Here is a 22,381-nt window from a genome sequence, read left to right on the forward strand (position 1 = left end):
TCAAAGCGATCTCAAGGTGTTCAGTCCTGATAAAGACCGGGTAATGAACATCGTGAGCTGATTTGAGCGAAAAGAGTTTCAGGATGGCGAGGACAATCAGAATGAATCAAAAGCATTATCTGACCAGTTTTTGGGGCGCACTGTTTATATCTGTGAGCCTGTTATCGGTAGAAACGTTTCTATCTCTGGTGATGATTGAAATAGGAATGGATATCAACAATGAAGCCGCGCTCTTTCTCGCGGTGAACACGCTGATATCTGGTGCTCTTATCATCTCCGGCATTGTCTCGCTGAACCGCCTGTCCTGGCAGCAATTGTTTCATGACAGCCGAAATTCAGTAAAAGCAACGATGGCCTTGCTGTCGGCGCCGATTGTTTTTGTTGCTGCGGGAGCCATACTTTGGATTCCCTTGCTTTCTGACTGGATTGTTTCATCTCTTGTTTCTGGTGAACAAGAGACAGAATTCACCAGAAAAATAATGAATGACGGCATCGCTTCAATTTTCGCTGTGTGTATTGTTGCTCCCCTGGTAGAAGAGGTCATCTTCAGAGGTATTATCCTGAGGGGGTTTTTGCAACGTTATTCTGACGGTATCGCAATCATGCTGTCATCGATGCTCTTTGCTGTTTATCACTTAAACCTATATCAAATTCCAGTTGCCTATATTCTTGGAACATTTATGGGTTGGGTTTTTGTAAAGAGTCGCTCACTCTGGCCAAGTATCTTTACTCATGTCGTGTACAACTCGTTAGCCGTATGGGCTTGGCATAGCTTTGACGATAGCCAAAGCAGTACCGGCGTCTCTGCTGACTTTTCCACCCAAGACATTGCGGTGTATGTGAGTATTGGGGTGATGTTGACATGCGGTGGAATATATCTGCTTCGGCAGTTGTTAATAAAGCCTGTGATTTGTCGCCTATAACACAGCATATAGACTGTCTTAATTATCCTTTTACAATTGTTGTAATTTGACCGCACCAAGAAGGTAATCGAATGAAGTGTACGAGTTGTAAACAAGGAATTTTAAATCCCAGCTTTATTGAAGGACAGTTCAGAGCGCATACGTGTTCAGCCTGTGAAGGGAACTGGATTTTGATTGAAGATTTCGTCGCCTGGAAAGACAGAAATCCTGACTATCAGTTCTCAGATGAGATTAGCTTCGAGCAAGAAGTTTCTGATACTAAAAAAGCCTTGTTGTGCCCTGTGACCGGCACAATTATGAACAAATTCCGGATTTCAGCGCAAAACGATCACCGGGTAGATTACAGCGCAGCTGTTGGTGGTTTGTGGTTAGACCGCTGTGAATGGGAACTGCTGAAAGCTGAAGGCTTGGCAGGCACCCTGAACGCAGTGGTGACCAAGCAATGGCAACAGCAGATCCGTGAACAAAGCACCAAACAAAATTTCAGTGATATCTACAAAGATAAGTTCGGTGATGAGAATTACGCTAAAGTAAAAGCCTTCCGCGAGTGGCTGCAACAGCACCCACAAAAAGCTGACCTGAGAGCTTACCTTCTTGCAGACGATCCTTATTCTGCGGAAAAATAAATACAGATTAGTTTCATTTCTGATCTCAGCGGGATGTTCCTTTCCGCTGGTTATTTTCGAAATGAAAGTCATGAGTGAGGCTGCAATTATAACTGTTTGGTCAGGAAAATTTGGAAAAGAAAACAGCTGTAATAAAAGCGACTTTTTGTTGCAGATGTGCGGCAAATGACACCTTAACTTTATTTTAAGATCGGCAAGGAAACACAATGTCAGACGAAGTCAAAAAAATCACCCGGGAAAAGTTTAAACTCAGCCTTCTGATACCATTTTTGCTCAGCTTTATTATGGGCCACCTTTCCTACAACCATTTTTTAGAAGCCAGCGCAAAGGATTTCTCAGATGAACGTGTGCTCACTTATACTCTGGCAGCATGCAGTGGGATGATGTCATTGGTTATGGTGATTGCTGTCATTCGTGGCGTATTGATCTTGATGGGTGTAATTCAAGGCAAAGTTGAGTTTGTTGATGAAAATTAACAGGACAGTCACGTTATAAATACTGGATCACGGCCTGCACTGCAGGCCGTTTCTCTATGTAAGAGAAGGTGTCTCTGTTTGCCGTCTGCCTGCCTGTTACATCTACTAAAAACCTGTGCCAAGCCACAGATATACATGTAAACACATTTCATTTGGTGAAACTTTACTCATATAAAAATATGATGCCTGCCTGAAATAATGCCTACCATCAAAACACTTAACCCGCTTCGTGACTTGATTGTCAGGGGTGATAGCATGATTGGTGATGTCTGTCGGAAACTGTACAGCAGTACAGAGTTGGACGTCGCGATGGTATAGGGAATGTTATGCGTACAACTTAGGAAGCAAATTTATGATCACAATCCGAAAGGCGATTAAGTCAGATGTTCAGGCAATTTTCGATCTCAGAAGTCGTGCGATTCTTGAACAATGTTCAGCGTACTATTCCTTAGAGCAGTTAGCACTGTGGACTCAAAGCGGAATAACGGACTCATTAATTCGAGACATTATCGAAACATTTTATGTTTCAGAAATTGATGATCGAGTGATTGGTTGCGGTAAGCTTACTGCTGCTACGGGTATGGTTGATGCGATGTTTGTCGATCCAGATTATTTCGGTAGAGGTGCGGCAAAGCAAATGCTGGCATTTTTAGAAAAGTTAGGCAAACAACATGGTCTGTCATTGCTGAAGTTAGAATCGACTTTGAATGCAGCGCCTTTTTATCGCTCTTGTGGTTTTATTGGTGAGGCGCTTTCCACATATCATTCTCCAAGAGGCGTGAGTTTGGATTGTATTCCAATGGAAAAGCCCCTGAAAAATTGCGTATAACAGAGATGGATAAGTGAGCGTTTGAAAATTAACAGGACAGTCACGTTATGAGTTTACTTGGCTGTTAGGGGCGGTAGCATGTCAGTGTGAATTCTGAGTGTAACCGTACAGCGTTGTGGCTAAGGCGAACGGATGTCGGATAACAAAATGTGAGGCTTATAGGAGAAAATATGGATACTTCTCTTCGACGTGCAGTTGATGAAGATCTCGAGTTCTTAATATCGTTGAGAGACAAAACGATGAGGCAACATCTCTTAGCAGTCGGAATGCCCATAAGTCGTGAAGAGTATGTAAAGCGGATTCTATTTGAATTTGACCATGCTCAAATCGTTGAACTTGAAGGTACTCCCATTGGTTTGTTCAAGGCCAAATTCGATGAAGCGCTTAACTACTGGTACATAATTCAAATTCAAATAGAACCGAGTTACCAAGGTTTACAGATTGGAAGCAGACTTATTCAAGGTTTAATTGAACAAGCCCGAAGAACAGGGGCTAGCGTAGGCTTAAGTGTGATTAAAACAAATCCTGCTAAACATCTGTATCTGAGATTAGGTTTTAATGTTGTTGATGAGTCCGGTGTCGAGCACTTGATGGAGTTACAATTTTAGTGGGAACTATGACGATAATAGCTAATGTTTAGTCTTGTTTATCTCACGCGATACTTTTCCTTAAAATGGAATTTAGTATTGAGTTAACAGGACTGAGTTAACAGGACAGTCACGTTATGAATTTTCATCGGTAATGAATATGGATATTTCAGTCACACATATCGAAGCAGGGAATAGTGAATATCAAGGTCAATTTGAATCTTTATTCAGAGAGTATCTATCCGGCTTTTCTATGGCGTTTGATCCTGCAGTCATAGAACAGCTGTTTGCGTTACCCTATTTTCATGGCTTTATGAGCTTCATTGACCACAAGGCTGCGGGTTTTGCGGTTTGCTTTGAATCTTTTTCTACATATCGAATGCAGCGGGTCATGAACATTCATGACTTTATGGTTGCGAATTGCTGTAGAGGTAAAGGGGTAGGTAAGGCGCAACTTCATGCGATAGAGCAGTATTGTCGCGATAATCACTATCTGAAAATTACCCTGGAAGTGGCTGATGATAATGTTGCTGCTAAAAAACTGTATCGCTCATGTCAGTATGAAGATTACAGGGTAGTTTTGAAAGGTCAGCAACATTGGCAGAAATATCTGAATAATCGGAATAAAGCATTAATTTAACCTGCACCCCGTCGCCCTTAGCTGTGCATGAAAGCGGTTTGACTGCTATGGCATGAACGATTTGCCTGTCATTCAAGCGTTTTCACGGCACTCCATTGATAACGATATTGATAAAATAAGGGTTGGCAGGTATGAGAGATTATTTCAGTGTGATCAAAAAATATGCGGATTCAGATGGCAGGGCGCGTCGTCGGGAATATTGGATGTTCTGCCTGATTAATGCGCTGTTAAGTTATCTGTTTCTTTTCATTGGTGAGGCCATTCACGATGATTATGCACTTTTCGCTGTGTATAACAGCCTGACTGTCATCCCTTCGCTCATGGTTACTGTACGCCGATTGCATGATACCAACCGTAGTGGTTGGTGGATGCTGGTTGCTTTGGTTCCTTTGATTGGCGCAATCATTGGTCTCAGTGTCATGATGGAAGAAGGGACTTCGGGTGAGAATGACTATGGCTCAGACCCGAAAGCCGTACCTGCATTAATTTAATACGTGTAAAACAAGGAGTGTGACGTGTATCAGAAAGTCATCGTTTTCATTGCTGCCATTCTGACTGTTTCAGGCTGTACAGATCGTGATGACACCTATGCAAACCCGCCGCAGCAAGTACTGCAGCAGGTTGAAAGGTTACTGCCAGCCGCAGAACAGTATGTACGTGACAATGAAGCAGAAGCATTGGAAAAGGGCGTACCGTTAAACGCGAATCAGTTGATGATGGCTGCCCGGATTGGCCTGACATCACCGGAAAAAGTGCGTGTTTATTATGCGGACAAACTTCCTTTCCCTAATGATCCTGAGCTGGCTGCGTTAGCCAAAAAGTATGGCTACAGTTCCCCATTAACGGGTGCCTATACCTATGGCTACGGTATCTGGATAAAACACTCAGAGAAAGGCAATCAGGAACTGCTGGCACACGAGCTCATCCATGTCCGTCAGGCAGAGCAGATGGGCGTTCGGGAACAGACAAAACAGTACTTACTGCAATTATTCATTTACGGCTACCGTGACGCGCCTATGGAACTTGAAGCCTACCGTGAAGCCAGCCAGTATCTGTGAGCACGGAACCTGTGATGGCTCTGGTTTTGTTGGCAGGTTAAACCAGGCTGAAATAAATATCTGGGTGCGATTGGTATTCAATTTCACCATCAGGAAAAGACATGGATGATTCAGTAAAAGCCAAATTCGACAGTTATCCGGCTCACATCAAACCTTTGATGCTCAACCTGCTCAGTTTGGTGTTAGGTGTTGCTGAAACCCATGCTCTGGGGAAGGTTGAAGAAGCTCTAAAATGGGGCGAGCCCAGTTATCAGGTGAAAGGCGGCAGCCCGGTCAGGATGAATTGGTCGGAGAAGGATCCTGACCATTACTTTCTCTATTTCAACTGCAATACCAGGTTAGTGGATACTTTCCGTGAAGTATACGGACACGCTTTGTCCTTGCAGGGCAACAGGGCTATCGTCTTGAATGTTGCTGATCCTCTGCCGGCAGCAATTGTCTCTCATTGCGTCGAACTGGCGTTCAACTATAAACGGCTGCGCCATTTACCGCTGTTAGGTGTGTAACTGAAACAGTGATCCGCATCACTGAGTTTCGTGATGCAGTTACAGCGGCCCTGTTTGCTGACTATGCTAGTGCATGCTTACGTTTGGTCCGTTTATCAGAACAAACCTGAGTGATTCCCCATATGCGTGTTTTGCCGTCATCACTTTTGAACTGCCTGGTAACTTGTGCCGACTGGTAATGAGGAGAATTCAACATGAAAGCTGTGTTTACACCCGGCAACAATATCGCCATGAAGATACCTTCCCATGAGTACGATCAAACGCTGCATTTTTATCGTGATGTCATCGCCATTCCGGAACTGGCCCGTGAGAGAGACACGGATACGCCCCGTTTTCAGTTTGGCGATAAAACGCTGTGGCTTGATAACGTCCCGGGAATAAGCCAGGCTGAAATCTGGCTCGAAATTGTGACAAATGATATTGCCGCCGCCGCAGAGCACCTTGCGAACCACAAGGTGACCCGCTGTGATGAGATTGAACCTTTACCGGAAGGATTTGCCGCTTTTTGGGTTGCCAGCCCTTCGAATATTATCCATCTGGTGTCGCAATCGGACTAAGGCCGTTCACGATGATTTAGTTAACAAAGCCCAGATAGAGTTGAACTTCTATTGAGTCGAGCGCGAATGGTTGGTGTATGGTGCCGACTCAATACCTTGTGAATAATTAATGGGACCCCTAAATGCGAGGTGAAACTTGCTATTACGTTACTCAGGGTGATTTACAAAATAATTGAAGATGCTGTCTTCGTCCCTATTTCTGACGTATTTGGGTCCAGACTCGAAAATTTTCCCACTGAAATCACAATTCAATCTACGATTTAGAGTTTTCCTCGAATAAGGAACTAGCATAAAAACTAGAGTTAACGTGGTAGTACTACTGGACTCATCAGCTTTAGCTTTACTGTGCATCAATGTTTCCACTATATCTGACATAACATCTGAGGTTATTCATTTGAGGTGCCGTACATGCGTGTTGCAGCATTCAACGTCGAAAACCTATTTGATCGTGTTAAAGCCTTTAATGACGAAGCTCCCAATACTCACAAAGACATTCTCGATGCACATGCCGCATTAAATAAGTTATTTGAGAAAAAGTTATATAGTTCCACCGATAAAACCAAAATGTTGGAACTGATGGGTAAGCTCGGTATCTTGAATAAAGATGAGGGACCCTTTGTTTGGCTCCGAAAAATACGCGGCAAGATCGTTGTGCGTCCTAGAAAAGGCTCAGTCAGAATCGAAGCGAATGGCCGAGAGGACTGGGTCGGTTGGCTTGAATTGAAGACAGCGCCTGTAGATGAGAAAGCCATCGCGATGACAGCACGTATGATTCGTGACATGAGTGCCGATGTTCTTGCTTTGGTCGAGATCGAAAGTCGGCCTGTGCTGATCGACTTCCACGATCTCATCTATGCGCCACTTTCAGGTCATCGCTACAAACACATGATGGTTATCGACGGCAATGACCGACGCGGTATTGATGTCGGTATTATGGCCAATGACGGATTCTCTATTCCTTCAATGCGCAGCCATGTGGATGAGGAACACAATGGCAAGAAAGTTTTCTCAAGGGATTGCCCAGAATACATTCTTGAAACACCTGGCGGTGAAAGAATCGCAGTGCTGCCAAACCATTTCAAGTCAAAATATGGCGGGAACAATAAGGCATCAAGAGATAAACGAGAAGCGCAAGCCCAATTTACAGCACGGTATTATGAACGCTTGTTGGCTGATGGGATAGAGAACGTGATCGTTCTGGGTGATCTGAACGACACACCCGATAGCGATGAGCTTCGACCACTGCTTAATACCTCGCTGAGGGAAGTGACAGAACATCCTGCATTTACAGAATTCGAGTTTTTTGCTTCAACTGGTGACCGCGGAATTGGCACGTTAGGATCGGGCGCTGACAGCAAGAAAATTGACTATATTCTGCTTTCTCCTGCGTTGTGGGCCAAAGTGCAGCGTGGTGGTATTTTCCGCAAGGGTGTCTATACAGCGTCTGGGCGTTGGCACATGTACGAAGAACTGACAAAGCCGCATTATGCAGCCTCAGATCACCATGGTATCTGGGTCGATCTTGATCTGACCTAATCCAGTAATTTTCGATCATCTTATACATCTCTGCCTGACTATATGAGTAACTACAACTAGGAGAAATGAACATGCCGATACATCCATATGGCGTTTGGTGTGCAAATGCTGTCCGAGTTACTGCTGAAACAGCGCAAGACGACCCTGACTCACCACATATCCATCTTTTTTATGAAGATGGTCGCGGTGAGGAATACCGTGCGTCGATCAATGTGAAGTCGAAGGGCTCTTTATCAGAGCTAGCTTATTATCGATTTGATAATTTCCAGCACCCTATTTTGACTGAGATTTCTGAGCTTGGGATGGGGTGGCATGAACTGGACAAAAAACCGGGGGGTGGGGCGCTCGACTATATTCGGGGAAACCTTCTCAACTTTGAAGACGGCATTCTGCTGCCCCATGATATTCCGGGTGTGGGTAATGACCTTCTGGACCTGATTATGCCGATTCTACAGACGGCTTCTTTTAAGAAATCGAAAATTTACCTATTTGGCGAACCCTATAGCGATATGAAGGGGATTCACGATGTCCATATGAACCAAGGAAGTGCAGGCCGCTTTGCTCAATATAACGGTGTTTGGCAAGACGGAGGGGTGATAATCGAAGATGCTGATACGGGCCGACACATCGCATTGTTTTTGGCCTTTGGTTCGCAGGCAATCCATACTGACGAAACGTCTGGCCATGCCTTGCCGAATTCCCAGGTCGTGGCAGAGATTCTTGGTCATACCCGCCCAGAGCCAGGTGATGGCGACATCCTGCCACCAAGAGCTGATGATATCGACATTATTATGGATGATCGCCGTGTCGCTATAGTCGGTGCGCTTGTGAATCCTGAAGGCCCAGAGGGGCAACCAGAGTACGTCGGCAAGCCAGAACTCGTTTATCTTATGAACCGGAGCAAGTCAGGTATTTCGCTTGGCGGTTGGAAATTGTTGAACCAAAATGATGAAGCACACACACTTTCAAAAGATATTTGGTTGGCTCCGGGCGAAATTCGTACTGTCACTCTCGGGAGTGTACCCTTATCGAACAGGGGAGGTTTAATCTCTTTGCTTGACCAAAATGGGCTGAAAGTTGATGGCGTGAGTTATACCAGAGAAAAAGCCAAAAAATCAGGCGAGGTGACGCTCTTTAGAGTCTAATTATCATTTTTGCGTGAATGGATGAATTCAGAGAAAGCTGACAAGTAATGCCAGTTGTCTTTGTGCCGCAGAGCACCTTGCGAACCACAAGGTGACCCGATGTGATGAGATTGAACCTTTACCGGAAGGATTTGCCGCCTTTTGGGTTGCCAGTCCTTCGAATATTATCCATCTGGTGTCGCAATCAGGCTAGGCGCCGTTCATTGGGGTGTGACACTTGCCATTACACAGAGAGTAACGCAGAACTTGCCTGTCTCAACAGAAAGCAGGCAATATGACCGGATTGAATCAGTAAGGTGAAAAATTCATGGTTGTATGGCCTGCGGTGTTGAAATATGAGGGTGATCAGGAACTGAGTGTGGTAGCGGATCGCCATAGCTGGGAGTCGGATGCTGATTTGCATTGCTTTGGTTTTCAGCCAGGTGATGTGCTGATTGATTCAACCGGGCAGGTGTTCCGCCCTGTGAGCCTGCGTCCGGGCGAGACCTGTTTAGAAATGTCGCAAAAGACAATGCGCCTTGATGATGTTGTTGAACTCATCAAAGCGCATCAGTCTTGTCTGGGCGCATGTTGTGCGGCCAAGGTGGCTTTTGGCTCTGTCGCAGAGGCAATCAATGCTTTATCGAGTACCTTATAAAAAAGACGCGATAAAAAGGCAATCAGACAGCGCGTAATAAGAGGTCAGCTATCCGCTCTAACGGTTGCTGATATTATTCCCAGCCAAACACGGCATCGTAGGTCTGGCAATTGCCGACCAGCGTTTCTGTATTTTCAAGGTAGAGTTGCTGCTCAGCCGACACTGGATATGTCAGCCATTCTGAACACTGCGCACTCTGCCCATTGCCTATCACCAGTTTGCTGCCTGGCTTCAGCTCGCAACGGGTCATTTTGTCCAGCGGCGACCATTGATAGCAAATTTCGTAGCCTTCTCGATACTGCGCCACTTTTCCGTTTGGCTGGTTTGCTGCCCACCAGGCACCAAACTGGCTGTTGGGGTTGGTACTGTTCCAGGCCCGAAAGACAGTCAGCGATTCCCCTTGTTTTACTTCATACACCTTGCCCTGACACAATTTGCCTTTTGTGGGCTGACCAAGAGAGCTGGCCAGCAACTGAGGATCTTCCACAAGATTGAGCTTACTGGCCCATGCCGCAGGCGGCTCGGTTGAACCAATACAAGCGCTGGCATTAAGAATGTCCTGCGTGGCTGTGGCAGGATTGGCTGTATCCGGTTGCGCGCCGCTGCCCGGCGTTGATATGCAGCCTGAAAGTGCAAAACTGGCAATAAAGGTTGCGGTCAGGGTAAGCCTTGTTTTCATTTCATGATCCTTCTGTATTCAACTGAATGTATACCGATTGTTTGTACTTTAAAGGCGGCTTTTCTGGGCTGATGGAAATGAGAGATGAAATTGGGAAGCAGATAACAGTTTTAATCGGCAGGTGGGCAGCATAAGAGTGCGAAGGGAAAACAGGGCAGAAAAAACCGGAATCCTGGATTCCGGTTAGAGTGTTTATTTTCGGGCGTTGACTTGTTTTCTGTTATCCGTGACAGGTGCAGTCACTGCGGATGTTGAGGCTGAATGAGCTGCGGGTTTAACCGCTGCTGTAGTCGCGGCGCTTTTATCAGCGGTACCTGAGGTATCTGCTGATTTGAGCTGTGTCGGCGGTGTCAGTGGTGCGGCCTCTTTATCGTTCTCTTTCTTGCTGAGCTCTTTAGAAGCCTCGGCAGCTTTAACCGTTTCCTCTTTATTGATAGTGACCACTTTTTCTTTATCAGCCGGGTAAGTCTGGCCATGGAAGCAGCCGCCTCGCTCAATGCAAATATCGTTGGTGTAGATCACGCCTTTGGCTTTGCCTTTTTCCAGGATCTCAATGCTGTCGGCATGACAAGCCCCTTCGTGCAGACCGTTGATGACCACTTTATTGGCAAAAATCTCGCCAGACACACGGCCTGTTGCACTGATCGATAGTGTCTGCTCGGTACGGATACGTCCTTCAATGTAGCCATCAACCTGGATATTACCGCTCAGTTCGATATCGCCTTTGAAGGAACAGCCTTGTGCAATGATAGTTGCAGTTGAGTGCTTGCCTGTGCTTCCAGCACTTTTACTAAAGAGTCCCATTGGATGCTCCTCTCATGGTTAAACAGATAGTCAAAGTTATCGGGCCCCCAGTTGATGAAATACTTGGGGTTCAAAGCCCGACCCAGAAAACGAACCTCATAATGGAGATGGGGGCCAGTTGAGGTACCACTGTTGCCTGATAATGCAATTAGATCGCCTTTTCTGACGAAATCCCCGGTTTTGACTTTGAATGCTTTCAGGTGCGCATACAGAGTCATGAATCCATAGCCGTGGTCAATTTTCAGCAAATTGCCGTAACCTTTTTTACTGGGCCGTACCAGCTCTACGACGCCATCGGCAGGAGAGTGAACGGGTGTGCCCGTGTGTCCGCTGAGATCAATACCCAGATGACGACGCTTGTTACCGTAAACAGGATGGTTACGGGAGCCGTATGAGGAAGAAATACGCCGGTATTCCATTGGACTACCGTTTGGTATCACTTTCAGCATGGCGACTCGTACCGCCGAGTTCAGGGCTGCAGTATCCAGTCGGGTATCCAAAGGCTGTTCGCCTTCACTTTCAATACCCAGCACGTTCTCCAGCTCATTGACACGACCAGAAATCTGTTCCAGTTCATAGCGCCTGTCGGCCAGGTTTTGCTCCAGCGACTGCCGATCACTTTCCAGATTAAGAATTTCATCTTTCAGCTCATTGGCATGCTGGTTTAACTGCGATTTTTCCTGTTGTGTCTGATCAACGGCATTCCATAAATACTGAATCGAAAATGCCATGACCACGACGGCGACGATGAACAACAGCAGGGTCGCTATCAGGTTTCGCCGTAAATACTTACCCAGTTGAAAATGGTAAGACCCGTTAATCGTTGATATCGAGATAGTGAGTTGATCTTTCATTACGCTAAGCTCATTCGCTTTCTCTTACGCATAAGGCGACAAGCTGCATGCAGGATTAACTCTAGCCAGGAAAGGATGATGCAAAACTGTGCTCTGTGGCATAAGTTCCTGTAATGTCCTGCTGCCTGTCCCGTTAAGCGATGAGAAAGAAAAAATACAAAAATAGAATAAAAGCCAGCAATATCGCGGCAAGCGTAGGGTAAATAATGTAGAAATCACCGCTACGGCGGGCGCGTTTAAAACACAGATAGGAGAGCAGTCCGTTGTAGCCTAAAAGCAGTAAACTGATTGTCGTCCCTGTATTCAGTGTCATGCTGTGCATCCTCAGCAAAAAATGGCTGAGCAGAAAATAATCCAGCACTATGAGCCAGAGAAATAACTTTTGCAGACTGTCCGGTCGACGTTCACTTGGGACAATTGCGGAAGATGATGCAGCTCTTTTCATGGGTTAACTTCGCTAAAGTTCTCCAGGTGGCAAAGGGATAATCCCTTTGCCGTTTACTCAATTAAGACGCCTCAATGTAATCCTGACGGATAACAGGCTGATTGAATTCCGCTTTCTCACGGGCCTGCTGTAATACCGGACCGTCATCGTTAGCCGGTGGCCCTTTGAACAGTGTTTCCACCATTCGGGCAGCCAATGATGTCAGGACAAACAGCTCAATACGTCGGTTTTCACTGGCTTTCGGTTCTTCAGGATTCAGCGGTGCACGATCGGCCATGCCTGCAACCTGTAAGACATGATTTTCAGGCGCCCCACCGACAATCAGCGTCTGGCGTGCTGCATTGGCACGTGAGGCCGACAGCTCCCAGTTTGATCTTTCGCTGAATGTGCCACTGTAGCGAACCGCATCCGTGTGACCACTGATAATCAGCGGATTCTGAATCTTCTGGAAAATGGGGGCCAGTGCCAGCAGTAAATCCTCAAAGAAAGGCGTCAGCTCACTGCTTCCCCGGTGAAACATGTTCTGGCGGAAGTCGTCCTGCAAGACGATGCGCAGCCCTTGCGGTGTTACATCGACATGCACATTCCCTTCTGCTGAAACCTGCTTTGCCAGCTCTTCAACCACTTGCGCCAGTACTTTGAGTTGTTCCTGAGTTTCATACGTACCCTGAACCAGCGCATCAGTTTGTGAACCATCGCCATTTCCGTCGTAGAAGGAGGTGACAGTCACAGCTGCATCATGTGAGCTCAGATCGGCTGCTTCACCGCCCAGATCGATAGGAGACAGGCTGGTCGAGGTATTAAACGGATTACCTGAAGCCTGGTCGAACAAACTGGAGCTGTTGAGATAAGCCACGATCGCTTGGCGTTCTGTCTTGTCGACAATGGCCAGGATCCACAGCACAAGAAACAGCGCCATCAGGGCAATCATAAAGTCGGCAAATGCGACTTTCCATGCCCCGCCATGACCGGCTTCATGCGAATTGCGGCGTGCTCGTTTGATGATGATCTGATCGTGCCGTTGCATTATGCCTCCTGCTCAGACAGCCATTTTTCCATGTCATTGAAGCTTGGCTTAACATCGAGCTGAATGTGTTTACGGCCAGCATCTATGGCCAGCAGGGTAGGCTTTTTGGCGACATAAGCGACCAGTGTGGCCCGAACGCATTCAAAGGCGGTCATATCACGCTTAACACGTTGCGACATGGCATTACTGGCCGGATCCAGCACACAGTAACAACCGAAGATACCGAGGAATGTCCCGACCAGTGCTGCGGCGACTTTGTAGCCAATTTGTGCAATAGAACCGTCGATGAACTGCATGGTGATAATGATGCCCATCACAGCTGCCAGAATACCGAAGCCGGGCAGCGCCTCCGCAGTGCGGTGCAGCGAACGTGAAGGCAGCAGAAGATCGTCTTCAATGGCCATGATTTCCTGCTCCAGCAGCGCTTCCAGCTCATGGGGTGACATCTGACCCATAGCCATCAGACGCAGGTTATCGGTAATGAAAGCCACCAGATGGCTGTCGTCTTTGACCAGCGGGTAACGCTCGAAAATCTCACTGTTCTGAGAATCTTCAATATGGCTGTCCAGTGACTTGAAGCCGCCGTTACGTATGGTTTCCAGCAAGAGCTGCATCAGGCCCATTAACTGCATGTAGTATTCTTGCTCGTTCTTGCGGGGTTTCATTATCTGGCGAAACTGAATACGCATTTCACGAATAACATGTGGTGGGTTGCCTATGATGATAGAGCCCAGAGCGGCGCCGGTAATAATAAGAATTTCAGCAGGCTGCCAGATGGCCATCAAGGTACCGCCGGCCCATAGGTAACCGCCGAAAACACACAACAGAATGACGATTGCGCCGGTAAATTTTTGCATGTCAATTTGCTCCTATCAGCAAAGATATTGATTCAGTTGTTTCAGTGCCTGCTTATGAAGCTGGCATACACGAGGCGGTGTCAGGTTCAGCACCAGTGCAATTTCGTGCAGGTTCATATCATGTTGATAGAACAGGGTCAGCAGAAGCTGTTCACGCGGCTTGAGCTTGCCAAGCGCCGCAGATAACGTACGACGAATATGTTCATGACGTACCGATTCACCGCCGTCATGGTTCATCGAAAAATCAGAGCCGCTTTCAAGCAGTTGATCCAGGCTTTGCATTTCGCTGGCCATAGAGGCATTGAGGCGCTGCAGATAATCGGCCTGGTCTGTGCCTAACGCTGCAATGATCTCGGCCTCCGAAGGCTGGCGGCCGAGTTTTTTCATTAAGTCGCGGGTAACGTCATTCAGTTCGTGCGCCTGTTGACGTGTCTGGCGCGAGCGCCAGTCAAGACGGCGCAGTTCATCGAGAATGGAACCGCGGATCCGGCATACGGCAAAAGACGGAAAATTCGGGTCTTCCACGTTACCGTAGCGACGGCCTGCTTCCAGCAGTCCCATCAGACCTATTTGCTGCATATCTTCCAGACTGCAGTGGGTGCTGACATGACTGCGTAGCTGATTGACAACACGTTTAACTAAGATCAGGTGATCACGGATCAGCTTGTCTTCGTTCACTGCCGGGTTGTTACGCCCGGTGTCGTGTTTTTTCTCGTACTCTTCAGTCGGGTTGATATCTAGCATAGGCGCCTCACTGAATCACATATTTGGTCAGCAATACATTGTCGATGGCGCGGGCATAACGTGTCTGACTGAAAGCATTCAGTAAGGTACCTTTGACTTCATCCTGAAGTTCTTCAATCGTCCGCTGGTTCTGCAGTTGCTCATAGGTTTTATTGCTGAAGAGTTTGAGCAGGGCATTGCGCACAACCGGCATATAGTTGTCGATACCTTCAATCGCTTCGGCATTACGCGTTTCCAGCGCCAGTTCCATCATGATGAAGTGCGTTTGACGCTCGCCTTTCACCGACAGAACCAATTTTTCCAGCGGATGGAAAATAGGGTCGACATTCTGTGGTTGGCTAAAGGGGAGACTGAAACTGGCACCGCCTTCGCCCTGATGACTTTTGACGTACCAAAGGGTACCGCCAACACTGGCCGCTGCAACCAGTACGCTGGTGATCAGCATGATGATAATGATCAAGACGAGATTACGCTGGGTCATGTAAATGGCTCCTCATCAGGCTCTGGTTGATAACCAATGGCCTGAATCTGTTGTTGTTATCTGGCTGTCATCAGCCTGATTGTTGGCAAAAATAACGGGTTGTGAGTCTTCTTCTGAATGCTCTTGCTGCTGACCCTGACGGCCATCGCCGACATTGACATCAACATGAACAAAATTTTGTTCCTGTAGCTCGGCTCTCAGCCGCTCTGATACCTGAACCAGCGCATCACGCACGGCCGACTGGCTGGCATGGATTTGAACACTGAGGCGATCGCCATCCATACGAACGGTTAAATCCAGTTTGCCCAGGTCAGGCGGATCCAGTCGAATTCGTGCTTCCTGCAAATTCTGACTGGCCTGCAACTGCACTCTGTCCTGCAGTACCTGGATCATCTGCTCTCCCCATTTACTTTGCTGGCCCTGGGGCAATTTGACGCTGGCCCATTCCACAGGAGCCGCAGCGTTAGAGGCCTGTTGGGATGAAGCGGATTGCACATTAGCGGAATTCGCCGCACCGTCTGCAGACAGTCCTGCGATCAGAGTTTGCAGAGAAGGTGCTGCACCGGCAGTTCGGTTTTCAAACGATCCGGAAAACGCGGGATCCTGCTGAACCGTTGACTGTCCGCGCTGCTGCAGCAGGGCAGTAAAGCGAGCGCTGTCTGCTGACTGTGCGCTGGCAGTCTGGCTGTCTGCCGTTGCGGCGGGGGTGGCAGTTGCGCCGGATGGCATAAAGCGCGCTTCTCGTATGCCGGTATTACCGGTCGCTGACATGGCGTTTTCTGCAACACTGACAACCGCTCCGGTATTGGTCGCGGAGTTTGCTCCCAACTGCTTTTCGGCCTGCGCCAGCAGATTGGCAATGATGTCTGCAGCTGCTGCCGGAGACAGTGCCGGATTGCTGTCCGGTTGTTGTGCTGACAGTTCAGCAGCGTCGGCCGCGTATGAGGTCTCAGTAATGGCTGCTTCCTGTTTGTCAGTGGCAGCATTGGATTGCAGCGTGTCACTGAAGTTGGAGGCAGTGCCATCATTTGACGGTTTGACGTTGCCGGAAACCCTGTCCGCCGACTCGCTGTCACTGTTAGCCAGTTTGGTATGTGAGACGATAGTGTTCATTAAAGCTCCATATTCATGGCCATTTGATATGCCAGAAGTCCTTCTTTTCCTTCACCGACGGCATTCATGTCTTGCTGTAACTTTTCTTTCGCTGCATTGACTGCAGCAAGAGCTGTCTGATGACTGCTTTTCAGATGGGCAAGCGCTTGAAGATAATCTTCAGTCAGCTGAGTGCCTTTCAGATTCAGCAGTACTTTTTGTAACGTCTGATCAAGTTGCTGAAGGCGATCCCAGTCGCTTTCAGTCACGGTGCGGTCAAGATGCTGCCTGAGAGTCACTAGCTGGCTCACTGTGATGTTAGGCATGCTGACCAAAACCTTCCCATCCCTCACGAACATTAGTCATGACGCGTTCCACTGTCGCCAGGTGTTCGACTTTGTTCTGGGAGCTGGCCTTAAAGAGCTCGCTGATGCAAAACTCGTAAAGGTCGTGAAGATTGGCAGCCAGTTCGCCACCTGCTTCAACATCCAGCGCACTGTCGAGACCAATCAGGATGTTCATGCATTTACTGATGCCTTTCCCTTTGGCTTCCAGACGGTTGGATTCGATGTGACCTTTGACCCGGACGACTTCATCCAGCAGGCCGTCAATCAGCATGATCACCAGTTGGTGAGGATTTGCTGATGCGGCCTGGGCATCCAGATCGACGCTTTGATACGAATCAAAGCCCGAGTTTTGCATTAGCATGAGTTAACTCCTTTAAATCGCGAATAATCCGCTTGTTTGCTGCATTTGTGTCATCAGCTGGTTCATCTGAGTGAACTGTGCGAGATAACGGTCGTAAGACATCTGGTACTTACGCTCCAGATTGGACATTTTGTCGTCAATACGGCTGATGTTTTGCTGAAGGCTGTCTTTGCGGTTCGTAAACAGGCCATCGGAGAACGACAGGTAAGGTTTTACCGTTGCTTCCAGCGAGTCGAACAGCTGATCGGTGCCGTTGAACATCTCGTTCAGTGCGGCCGGATCTGTCGCCTGGGCGGCTTCGAACTTTTCATTGTCGATTGCCAGCTTGCCATTGCGGTCAATACTAACACCCACTGAATACAGGCTCTGGCCGTTGTAAGACTGGCGGAAAATACTGCTGATCTGGTTTTCCAGAGAACGGATCGTTCCATCACCAGCCAGTGCACCACGTTTTTCATCCTTTGAACCGACTTTGGTGTATTTGTCGATTTCAGACATCAGCGCGTTATATGCATCCACCATTTTGTTCAGTTGCTCTTTGGTGGCTTCTTTATCCGATCCAACAGTGATACCGATGGGCTGGTCACCACTGGTTTGCGCTTTAGAAACGGTGAGATCTACGCCGTCAATCACACCTTCAAAGGTGTTGGAGCTGTTGGTCAGTTTCAGGCCGGTTCCTTCAGCACCCAGCCAGATCACCGCATCTTTCGGTGTGCTGATATCCGTGCTGTTGGCAAAGGCGTTTTCGAAGTTGGCATCACCTGTACCTGTCACGCTCACGGACACTGTATTGGCGACACCGGTTTCCTTGCCGGACAGCATGAAGTGTGTTTCACCGTTTGCACGCACCAGTGAAGCGTTCACACCCGGGTTGTTTTCATCATTATTGATGGCGGCAGCCAGTTCCTGAAGGGTAGTCGTGCCGTCGTTATCTGAGTCTACGGTCGCCAGATCAAGCGTCATGGTATTGCCATCCATAGAGATGACCATGCTGCCTGTCGCCGGAATTGCGCTATCGGCTGTGGTACCTGCGCCCAGATCAACACCCATCTGATGAGATGTCGCGATTTGTTCGACAAAGACCTGATACTCTCCAGCCAGTGCACTGGCATTGACACTGGCACTGAGGTTGCCTTCCTGCGAGAAAGTGGCACCGTTTTTTACTACGCTGTCATTCAGGCCGTTCATGTCTTCTACTGCGCTGCGGAAGGTCCGCAAGGCCGTTTCAATCTTGCCGTAGGCAGAAATCTGGCTTTGGTACTTATCAGCCTGCGTCTGAAAACGTTGCTGAAACGGCTGAACCTCATAGGTGGCCAGCTGCGTTGCCATACTGATCGGATCGATGGAACTCATGGAAATACTCCTATATATACGACTACTAAAGCAATTAGTGTGCCATTGTGTTAATTGTTTGAAATTATTAGGATTGCCATGGTTTTCCCACACAAAGCGGAAGCAAGATTTCCGATCAGGTTTCCGCTTTATCTTCCGTCTGACAGTGATTGCTTCCAGACGGAAACTCATCAGTTTCAGTAGGAAATAGACAGGTAAAGCTAATTCGCTTTGCAGGATCACCTTGTGACCTATGCAACAATCCCTATGAAGTAGGGCGGCGAATCGGTTGGGGTCATTAAGAAGCTCAGCGGGAAATCAGGGGCAGGGAGACAGTTAATAATCAAGAACCGGTAACACGGGGGAGTGCGTTAATTTGATATGGTTAAAATAACAGAGGGGAAACATCCCCTCTGTTGCAGGTGACCCAGCGTACGCTACTGGGTCGATGCCTCCAGTGTCACACCAGAGAATTGGCGATAGCCGTCCAGCATGATGGAGTAAGTGCCCGGTGTTGCTCCGGCAAAGGTACAGACTTCGTTATTCCCGTTGCGGTATGGGCGGCAATCCCAGTTTTGTTTGCTGGCCTCCGAGCCGAATGACACATACAGGTCAACATCCCCCGATCCACCGGATGTACTGATTTGCAGTGTTTTCTGTGCCGGCAGCTCGAAGCTGTAGCGCACCTGGCTGCCTGTTGCGCCGGACAGGCCGTTAACCGGTACGCCGTCCTTAAGCACGTTATCTGTAGGAGGGGGTGGCGTTCCGCCTGTGGCATTGGCCATTTCAATGGCGTAGGCGAGACCCAGCTTGGTAAATTTCACCGCATGTGAACCTGTAGGATCTGAGTTCTGCAGTGTGTCGTTTGGTGTGTGGATCATTGGGTTGTAGTCGTTGAATTTCGCTTCAAAGGGCATGGCAGCAGAAAAACCGGCTTTATGCCATGACGCGTGATCTGAGCAGGCGTAGCCGCAGGTGTCGAACCCGTAGGTCAGGCCTGGCAGGTATTCATCGAGCAGTTGGCTCAGGAAGGTAGTCAGATTGCTGTCTGTGTAATCAGTAATGAAGACGATATCTTCAACTGAGCCTTTATAGTTGGTCATGTCCAGCTGCAGCGCAGAGATAACCTTTTTACCTTCTGCTTTATATTGGTTGGCCAGATCCTGAGAACCACGTAAGCCCACTTCTTCTGCGGCATAGGCCATAAAGGCAATGCTGCGTTTCGGCTGGAAATTGTTTTCCGACAGCACGCGAATGATCTCCGTCACGCTGGCAATACCGGATGCATCGTCATCGGCGCCGGGTGCAATACTCTGCTCATTAGTGTGAGAGCCGATGGTGGAATCCAGGTGACCACCCAGTACGATCCATTCATCCGGTTTTTCTGATCCCGTTATCGTAAAGACGACTGATTTCTGATTGTAGCCAAAGTGCGAAACCTGCCTGACGCTGGCATTAGGCAGTGACGCGCTCAGCGAACGCCACTCACTGGCCAGCCAGTCCGATGCCTGCGCGCCGGAAGTGGTGGTATAAAAACGGTTGATGAAGCTGGTCAGTGAACTGATTGTGCCGGTAATGGCTTGCGAACTTACCTGAGGTAACCAGGCGTTGACTGTGTCTTGCTGGCTGATATCAGGGATAGGAAAAACAGCGAGTGACTGTGGCATGTTGCTGGCAGCAATGGCACTTTCTGCCGAGGAGTGGACCATGTAACCGCCGCAACGCTGATGGTCCTCGTGCATGTGGTGCGATAACTCAGCTAACTGGCTGTAATCCACTTGTCCTACCCACACTGGCCCGTTGCTGGCCAATGACTCGGGTAATAAAGCTTGTGCTTTGTGTTGCATGACAGATTTCACCGTCTGGCTGGCATCCGACCCGATGGATATCCAGACTTTGTCTTCGGCATAAGCCTGACTACAGACAGCTGAAATGAGTAAAGCCAAGAACGTTGTTGTGTTTTTCATATTCTCCTCCCTGGAGATTTTTATTAAACCAACAAAACGTAGGCTAGTTTGAATAGAAAGCGAAATTATCCTTTTGCATCAAGGTGTAACGCAGGGTTGTCATAAAATTATCAATAACGTATTTAGCGCCGTCGGGGAAAGGAGTCTTCATGATAAACTGCTTAGTAACTGTCTTTAATTGACGTTATGCGCAGAAATTTGGGGTAGATATGGAGAAATATATTGTTGAGATGGATTGATATTAGATTTCAATTTTGCGAGCTATGCAACGCTAGTTAGAGGGACAGTCACCTCAGTCGAGTTAAAGGGACAGGCACCTCAGCTAGCAGTAGTAGAAGGACAGTCCTTTTTGATCGTCCCTTCTGGTCACAGGCCTGATTTGATCTTGATGCTACCCAATAGCTCCCCAAAGTGGCTTTAAGGTGCTGAGTTACTGTATTTTTTGATAATTACAGTGGTTCTTCTGTTGCTGACATGATTTTCAGGAGAGCGAGATCGTACGCATTACGTTCAGTGTGTTGTATGAAGAGAATACGGAGTGGCGTGCATAGATTATGGAATTTGTAAGGCGGTTCGTCGTTGCCTGTTAAATTGGGGAAGTGCTGTTTGAATTGCAGCGGCAGATCCGATGAGGGTACATTTTTCTATTCTGGTACAAACATCCAGCCACGAATCAGCCTTGATACCCAGCCGATCAAGAATAGAACGTTGGGATGATTGAATATGCCCGGACCTATCCCCTCTGATTTGGCGCCCTGTCCAGTCAACCAGTTCGAGATAATCTGCCAGACGAAATGGCAGTCCTTCCGGCATAGCTTTTCTCGGATTACCAGCGAAGGCAAAAAGAGAGGGGGCCGTTATCTGATCTTTTTGCAGAGATTCTATACGTGCTTTCACCGATGTGAAATTAGAGGTTTCTGGTGTGGTGGCGATACCGGCTCGAATCGGGTTCAGATCTACGTAGGCCATAGCTGCTGCTAAGGCTTTTTCATCCAGCAATGCCTGGCTTTTGAAGCGCCCTTCCCAAAAGTGGCCAGTGCAGTTATCTTCACGATTAGCCTCACTCGCTATGAATTGATTCAGCAAACGCATGAACCAACTGATAGAGCAGAGTCTTTCCCGCCAGGTCTGGATGATGGTTAAGCAGGCATTTTGTTCGGCCTCGGATAAGCCTTCGTTCTTTAAGAATCGTTGAATCAGGACTGGAGGTCGATGTAAGGCGAGCCATCGCTCAATGACTTCGTGATTCGATAAGCGATAGGCCTGATCTTTGTTGATATGCAAGACAACATGGTAATGATTGCTCATGATGGCGTAGGCGCAAACATCAACACAGAATACGTTGGCAATTCGCTTTAACCGCTTTTCGACCCAAGCCCGCCTGTGTTCGTAGCTGGTTTGGGTCAGTTCGTCATACCCGCACAGAAATGATCGCCGAACACAACGTGAAACACAATGGTAATAGGGCGTTGCTTCTACACTGATTAGCTGGCTTCGTGCTGTTGTCATTGGTAATGATTGAGTTGTACTGGATGGATTTACAGTACCTGTTTTTGAACGAAGATGAAGACGGTAAGTTCAGATTTTGGGGCTGTGTATGAAAATCATGAAATTGATGACCTTATATTTTTCTTGATGTGCCTGTCCTGACAGGAGATTTCTGGGCTAATGATTGATGAACTGGTTTTAGGCTGCTGTTTGGTAATGTGTCTGTCCTCCTAAAGAATAACGCGTCTGTCCCTGTAAAAATGGAAGGTGCTTAATATGTCTGTCCTTCCAGGAGAGGGAAGGGCCGGCATTATTCAGGGCAGGACACAAAACAAAAAAAGCCCCGAATATCGGGGCTTTGAACATTGGAGTGACTTTGACTA

At 47.8% G+C, this 22,381-nt stretch carries 27 protein-coding genes; 13 read left to right on the forward strand and 14 right to left on the reverse strand.

All coding sequences use genetic code 11. The annotated features are described in order from the left end of the window. The first annotated feature begins 101 nt into the window (after window positions 1-101). From D6M16_RS03975 to D6M16_RS04035, 13 genes are all read left to right on the forward strand, one after another. The gene (locus tag D6M16_RS03975) at window positions 102-923 is read left to right on the forward strand and encodes a CPBP family intramembrane glutamic endopeptidase (RefSeq protein ID WP_162940922.1); all 822 of its coding nucleotides are present in this window, start codon (window positions 102-104) and stop codon (window positions 921-923) included. 170 nt (window positions 924-1,093) lie between these two features. Next, the gene (locus D6M16_RS03980) at window positions 1,094-1,549 is read left to right on the forward strand and encodes a TFIIB-type zinc ribbon-containing protein (protein WP_476704091.1); all 456 of its coding nucleotides are present in this window, start codon (window positions 1,094-1,096) and stop codon (window positions 1,547-1,549) included. Window positions 1,550-1,755: 206 nt separating this feature from the next. Next, complete coding sequence (locus D6M16_RS03985; protein ID WP_120510671.1) at window positions 1,756-2,025, forward strand: hypothetical protein; 270 nt, start codon at window positions 1,756-1,758, stop codon at window positions 2,023-2,025. Between the two features lie 352 nt (window positions 2,026-2,377). Continuing rightward, entirely contained in the window at window positions 2,378-2,854 is a 477-nt protein-coding gene (locus D6M16_RS03990) for a GNAT family N-acetyltransferase (protein WP_120510672.1), read from the forward strand. Between the two features lie 170 nt (window positions 2,855-3,024). Beyond that, window positions 3,025-3,462: a GNAT family N-acetyltransferase gene (locus D6M16_RS03995; protein WP_120510673.1), complete on the forward strand. Its 438-nt coding sequence runs from the start codon at window positions 3,025-3,027 to the stop codon at window positions 3,460-3,462. 139 nt (window positions 3,463-3,601) lie between these two features. Continuing rightward, a complete protein-coding gene (locus D6M16_RS04000; protein ID WP_120510674.1) occupies window positions 3,602-4,081 on the forward strand; it encodes a GNAT family N-acetyltransferase in 480 nt (159 codons plus the stop codon). A gap of 131 nt (window positions 4,082-4,212) precedes the next feature. Then, window positions 4,213-4,572: a DUF805 domain-containing protein gene (locus tag D6M16_RS04005; RefSeq protein WP_120510675.1), complete on the forward strand. Its 360-nt coding sequence runs from the start codon at window positions 4,213-4,215 to the stop codon at window positions 4,570-4,572. A 24-nt stretch (window positions 4,573-4,596) separates the two neighbouring features. Continuing rightward, window positions 4,597-5,139 carry an eCIS core domain-containing protein gene (locus tag D6M16_RS04010; RefSeq protein WP_120510676.1) on the forward strand — a complete coding sequence of 181 codons (543 nt, stop codon included), beginning with the start codon at window positions 4,597-4,599 and terminating at the stop codon, window positions 5,137-5,139. Between the two features lie 101 nt (window positions 5,140-5,240). Further along, window positions 5,241-5,645 (forward strand): DUF1801 domain-containing protein, encoded by a 405-nt coding sequence (locus D6M16_RS04015; protein ID WP_120510677.1) that lies wholly within the window; start codon window positions 5,241-5,243, stop codon window positions 5,643-5,645. 194 nt (window positions 5,646-5,839) lie between these two features. Then, window positions 5,840-6,202: a VOC family protein gene (locus D6M16_RS04020; protein ID WP_120510678.1), complete on the forward strand. Its 363-nt coding sequence runs from the start codon at window positions 5,840-5,842 to the stop codon at window positions 6,200-6,202. 408 nt (window positions 6,203-6,610) lie between these two features. Further along, window positions 6,611-7,738, forward strand: a complete 1,128-nt coding sequence (locus tag D6M16_RS04025) for an endonuclease/exonuclease/phosphatase family protein (RefSeq protein ID WP_120510679.1) — start codon at window positions 6,611-6,613, stop codon at window positions 7,736-7,738. 71 nt (window positions 7,739-7,809) lie between these two features. Beyond that, window positions 7,810-8,883 carry a DUF2278 family protein gene (locus D6M16_RS04030; RefSeq protein WP_162940923.1) on the forward strand — a complete coding sequence of 358 codons (1,074 nt, stop codon included), beginning with the start codon at window positions 7,810-7,812 and terminating at the stop codon, window positions 8,881-8,883. A 307-nt stretch (window positions 8,884-9,190) separates the two neighbouring features. Continuing rightward, on the forward strand, window positions 9,191-9,520 hold the full coding sequence (locus tag D6M16_RS04035; RefSeq protein ID WP_120510681.1) for a DUF4144 family protein: 330 nt from the start codon (window positions 9,191-9,193) through the stop codon (window positions 9,518-9,520). A gap of 73 nt (window positions 9,521-9,593) precedes the next feature. Here D6M16_RS04035 and D6M16_RS22460 read toward each other — a convergent pair whose 3' ends face one another. The 14 genes from D6M16_RS22460 to D6M16_RS04105 form a co-directional block, all read right to left on the reverse strand. Beyond that, the gene (locus D6M16_RS22460) at window positions 9,594-10,199 is read right to left on the reverse strand and encodes a hypothetical protein (RefSeq protein ID WP_120510682.1); all 606 of its coding nucleotides are present in this window, start codon (window positions 10,197-10,199) and stop codon (window positions 9,594-9,596) included. Window positions 10,200-10,391: 192 nt separating this feature from the next. After that, complete coding sequence (locus tag D6M16_RS04045) at window positions 10,392-11,003, reverse strand: bactofilin family protein (protein WP_120510683.1); 612 nt, start codon at window positions 11,001-11,003, stop codon at window positions 10,392-10,394. Further along, the gene (locus tag D6M16_RS04050; RefSeq protein ID WP_120510684.1) at window positions 10,907-11,857 is read right to left on the reverse strand and encodes a peptidoglycan DD-metalloendopeptidase family protein; all 951 of its coding nucleotides are present in this window, start codon (window positions 11,855-11,857) and stop codon (window positions 10,907-10,909) included. The genes D6M16_RS04045 and D6M16_RS04050 overlap by 97 nt, the downstream gene beginning before the upstream one ends. Window positions 11,858-11,990: 133 nt before the next feature. After that, window positions 11,991-12,302, reverse strand: a complete 312-nt coding sequence (locus D6M16_RS04055) for a hypothetical protein (protein ID WP_081669253.1) — start codon at window positions 12,300-12,302, stop codon at window positions 11,991-11,993. Between the two features lie 61 nt (window positions 12,303-12,363). Beyond that, window positions 12,364-13,329 (reverse strand): flagellar motor protein MotB, encoded by a 966-nt coding sequence (locus D6M16_RS04060; RefSeq protein ID WP_120510685.1) that lies wholly within the window; start codon window positions 13,327-13,329, stop codon window positions 12,364-12,366. Then, window positions 13,329-14,186, reverse strand: coding sequence for a flagellar motor stator protein MotA (motA, locus tag D6M16_RS04065; protein WP_027252369.1), 858 nt, complete (start codon window positions 14,184-14,186; stop codon window positions 13,329-13,331). The genes D6M16_RS04060 and motA overlap by 1 nt, the downstream gene beginning before the upstream one ends. Before the next feature lie 15 nt (window positions 14,187-14,201). Continuing rightward, a complete protein-coding gene (locus D6M16_RS04070) occupies window positions 14,202-14,930 on the reverse strand; it encodes a FliA/WhiG family RNA polymerase sigma factor (protein WP_120510686.1) in 729 nt (242 codons plus the stop codon). A 7-nt stretch (window positions 14,931-14,937) separates the two neighbouring features. Next, on the reverse strand, window positions 14,938-15,411 hold the full coding sequence (locus D6M16_RS04075) for a flagellar basal body-associated FliL family protein (protein ID WP_120510687.1): 474 nt from the start codon (window positions 15,409-15,411) through the stop codon (window positions 14,938-14,940). A gap of 15 nt (window positions 15,412-15,426) precedes the next feature. Beyond that, window positions 15,427-16,524 carry a flagellar hook-length control protein FliK gene (locus D6M16_RS22465; protein ID WP_240435520.1) on the reverse strand — a complete coding sequence of 366 codons (1,098 nt, stop codon included), beginning with the start codon at window positions 16,522-16,524 and terminating at the stop codon, window positions 15,427-15,429. Beyond that, window positions 16,524-16,829: a hypothetical protein gene (locus tag D6M16_RS04085; protein WP_120510688.1), complete on the reverse strand. Its 306-nt coding sequence runs from the start codon at window positions 16,827-16,829 to the stop codon at window positions 16,524-16,526. The genes D6M16_RS22465 and D6M16_RS04085 overlap by 1 nt, the downstream gene beginning before the upstream one ends. Next, window positions 16,822-17,211, reverse strand: coding sequence for a flagellar export chaperone FliS (gene fliS, locus D6M16_RS04090; RefSeq protein WP_120510689.1), 390 nt, complete (start codon window positions 17,209-17,211; stop codon window positions 16,822-16,824). Before fliS ends, D6M16_RS04085 begins: the two co-directional genes overlap by 8 nt. Before the next feature lie 12 nt (window positions 17,212-17,223). Beyond that, window positions 17,224-18,564: a flagellar filament capping protein FliD gene (gene fliD, locus D6M16_RS04095; RefSeq protein WP_120510690.1), complete on the reverse strand. Its 1,341-nt coding sequence runs from the start codon at window positions 18,562-18,564 to the stop codon at window positions 17,224-17,226. 416 nt (window positions 18,565-18,980) lie between these two features. Further along, the gene (locus D6M16_RS04100) at window positions 18,981-20,510 is read right to left on the reverse strand and encodes a M28 family metallopeptidase (RefSeq protein WP_120510691.1); all 1,530 of its coding nucleotides are present in this window, start codon (window positions 20,508-20,510) and stop codon (window positions 18,981-18,983) included. A 552-nt stretch (window positions 20,511-21,062) separates the two neighbouring features. Continuing rightward, on the reverse strand, window positions 21,063-22,019 hold the full coding sequence (locus tag D6M16_RS04105; protein WP_120510692.1) for a transposase: 957 nt from the start codon (window positions 22,017-22,019) through the stop codon (window positions 21,063-21,065). Window positions 22,020-22,381: the final 362 nt, after the last annotated feature.

It is taken from the genome of Photobacterium salinisoli, from assembly GCF_003614885.1.
GTDB lineage: Bacteria > Pseudomonadota > Gammaproteobacteria > Enterobacterales > Vibrionaceae > Photobacterium > Photobacterium salinisoli.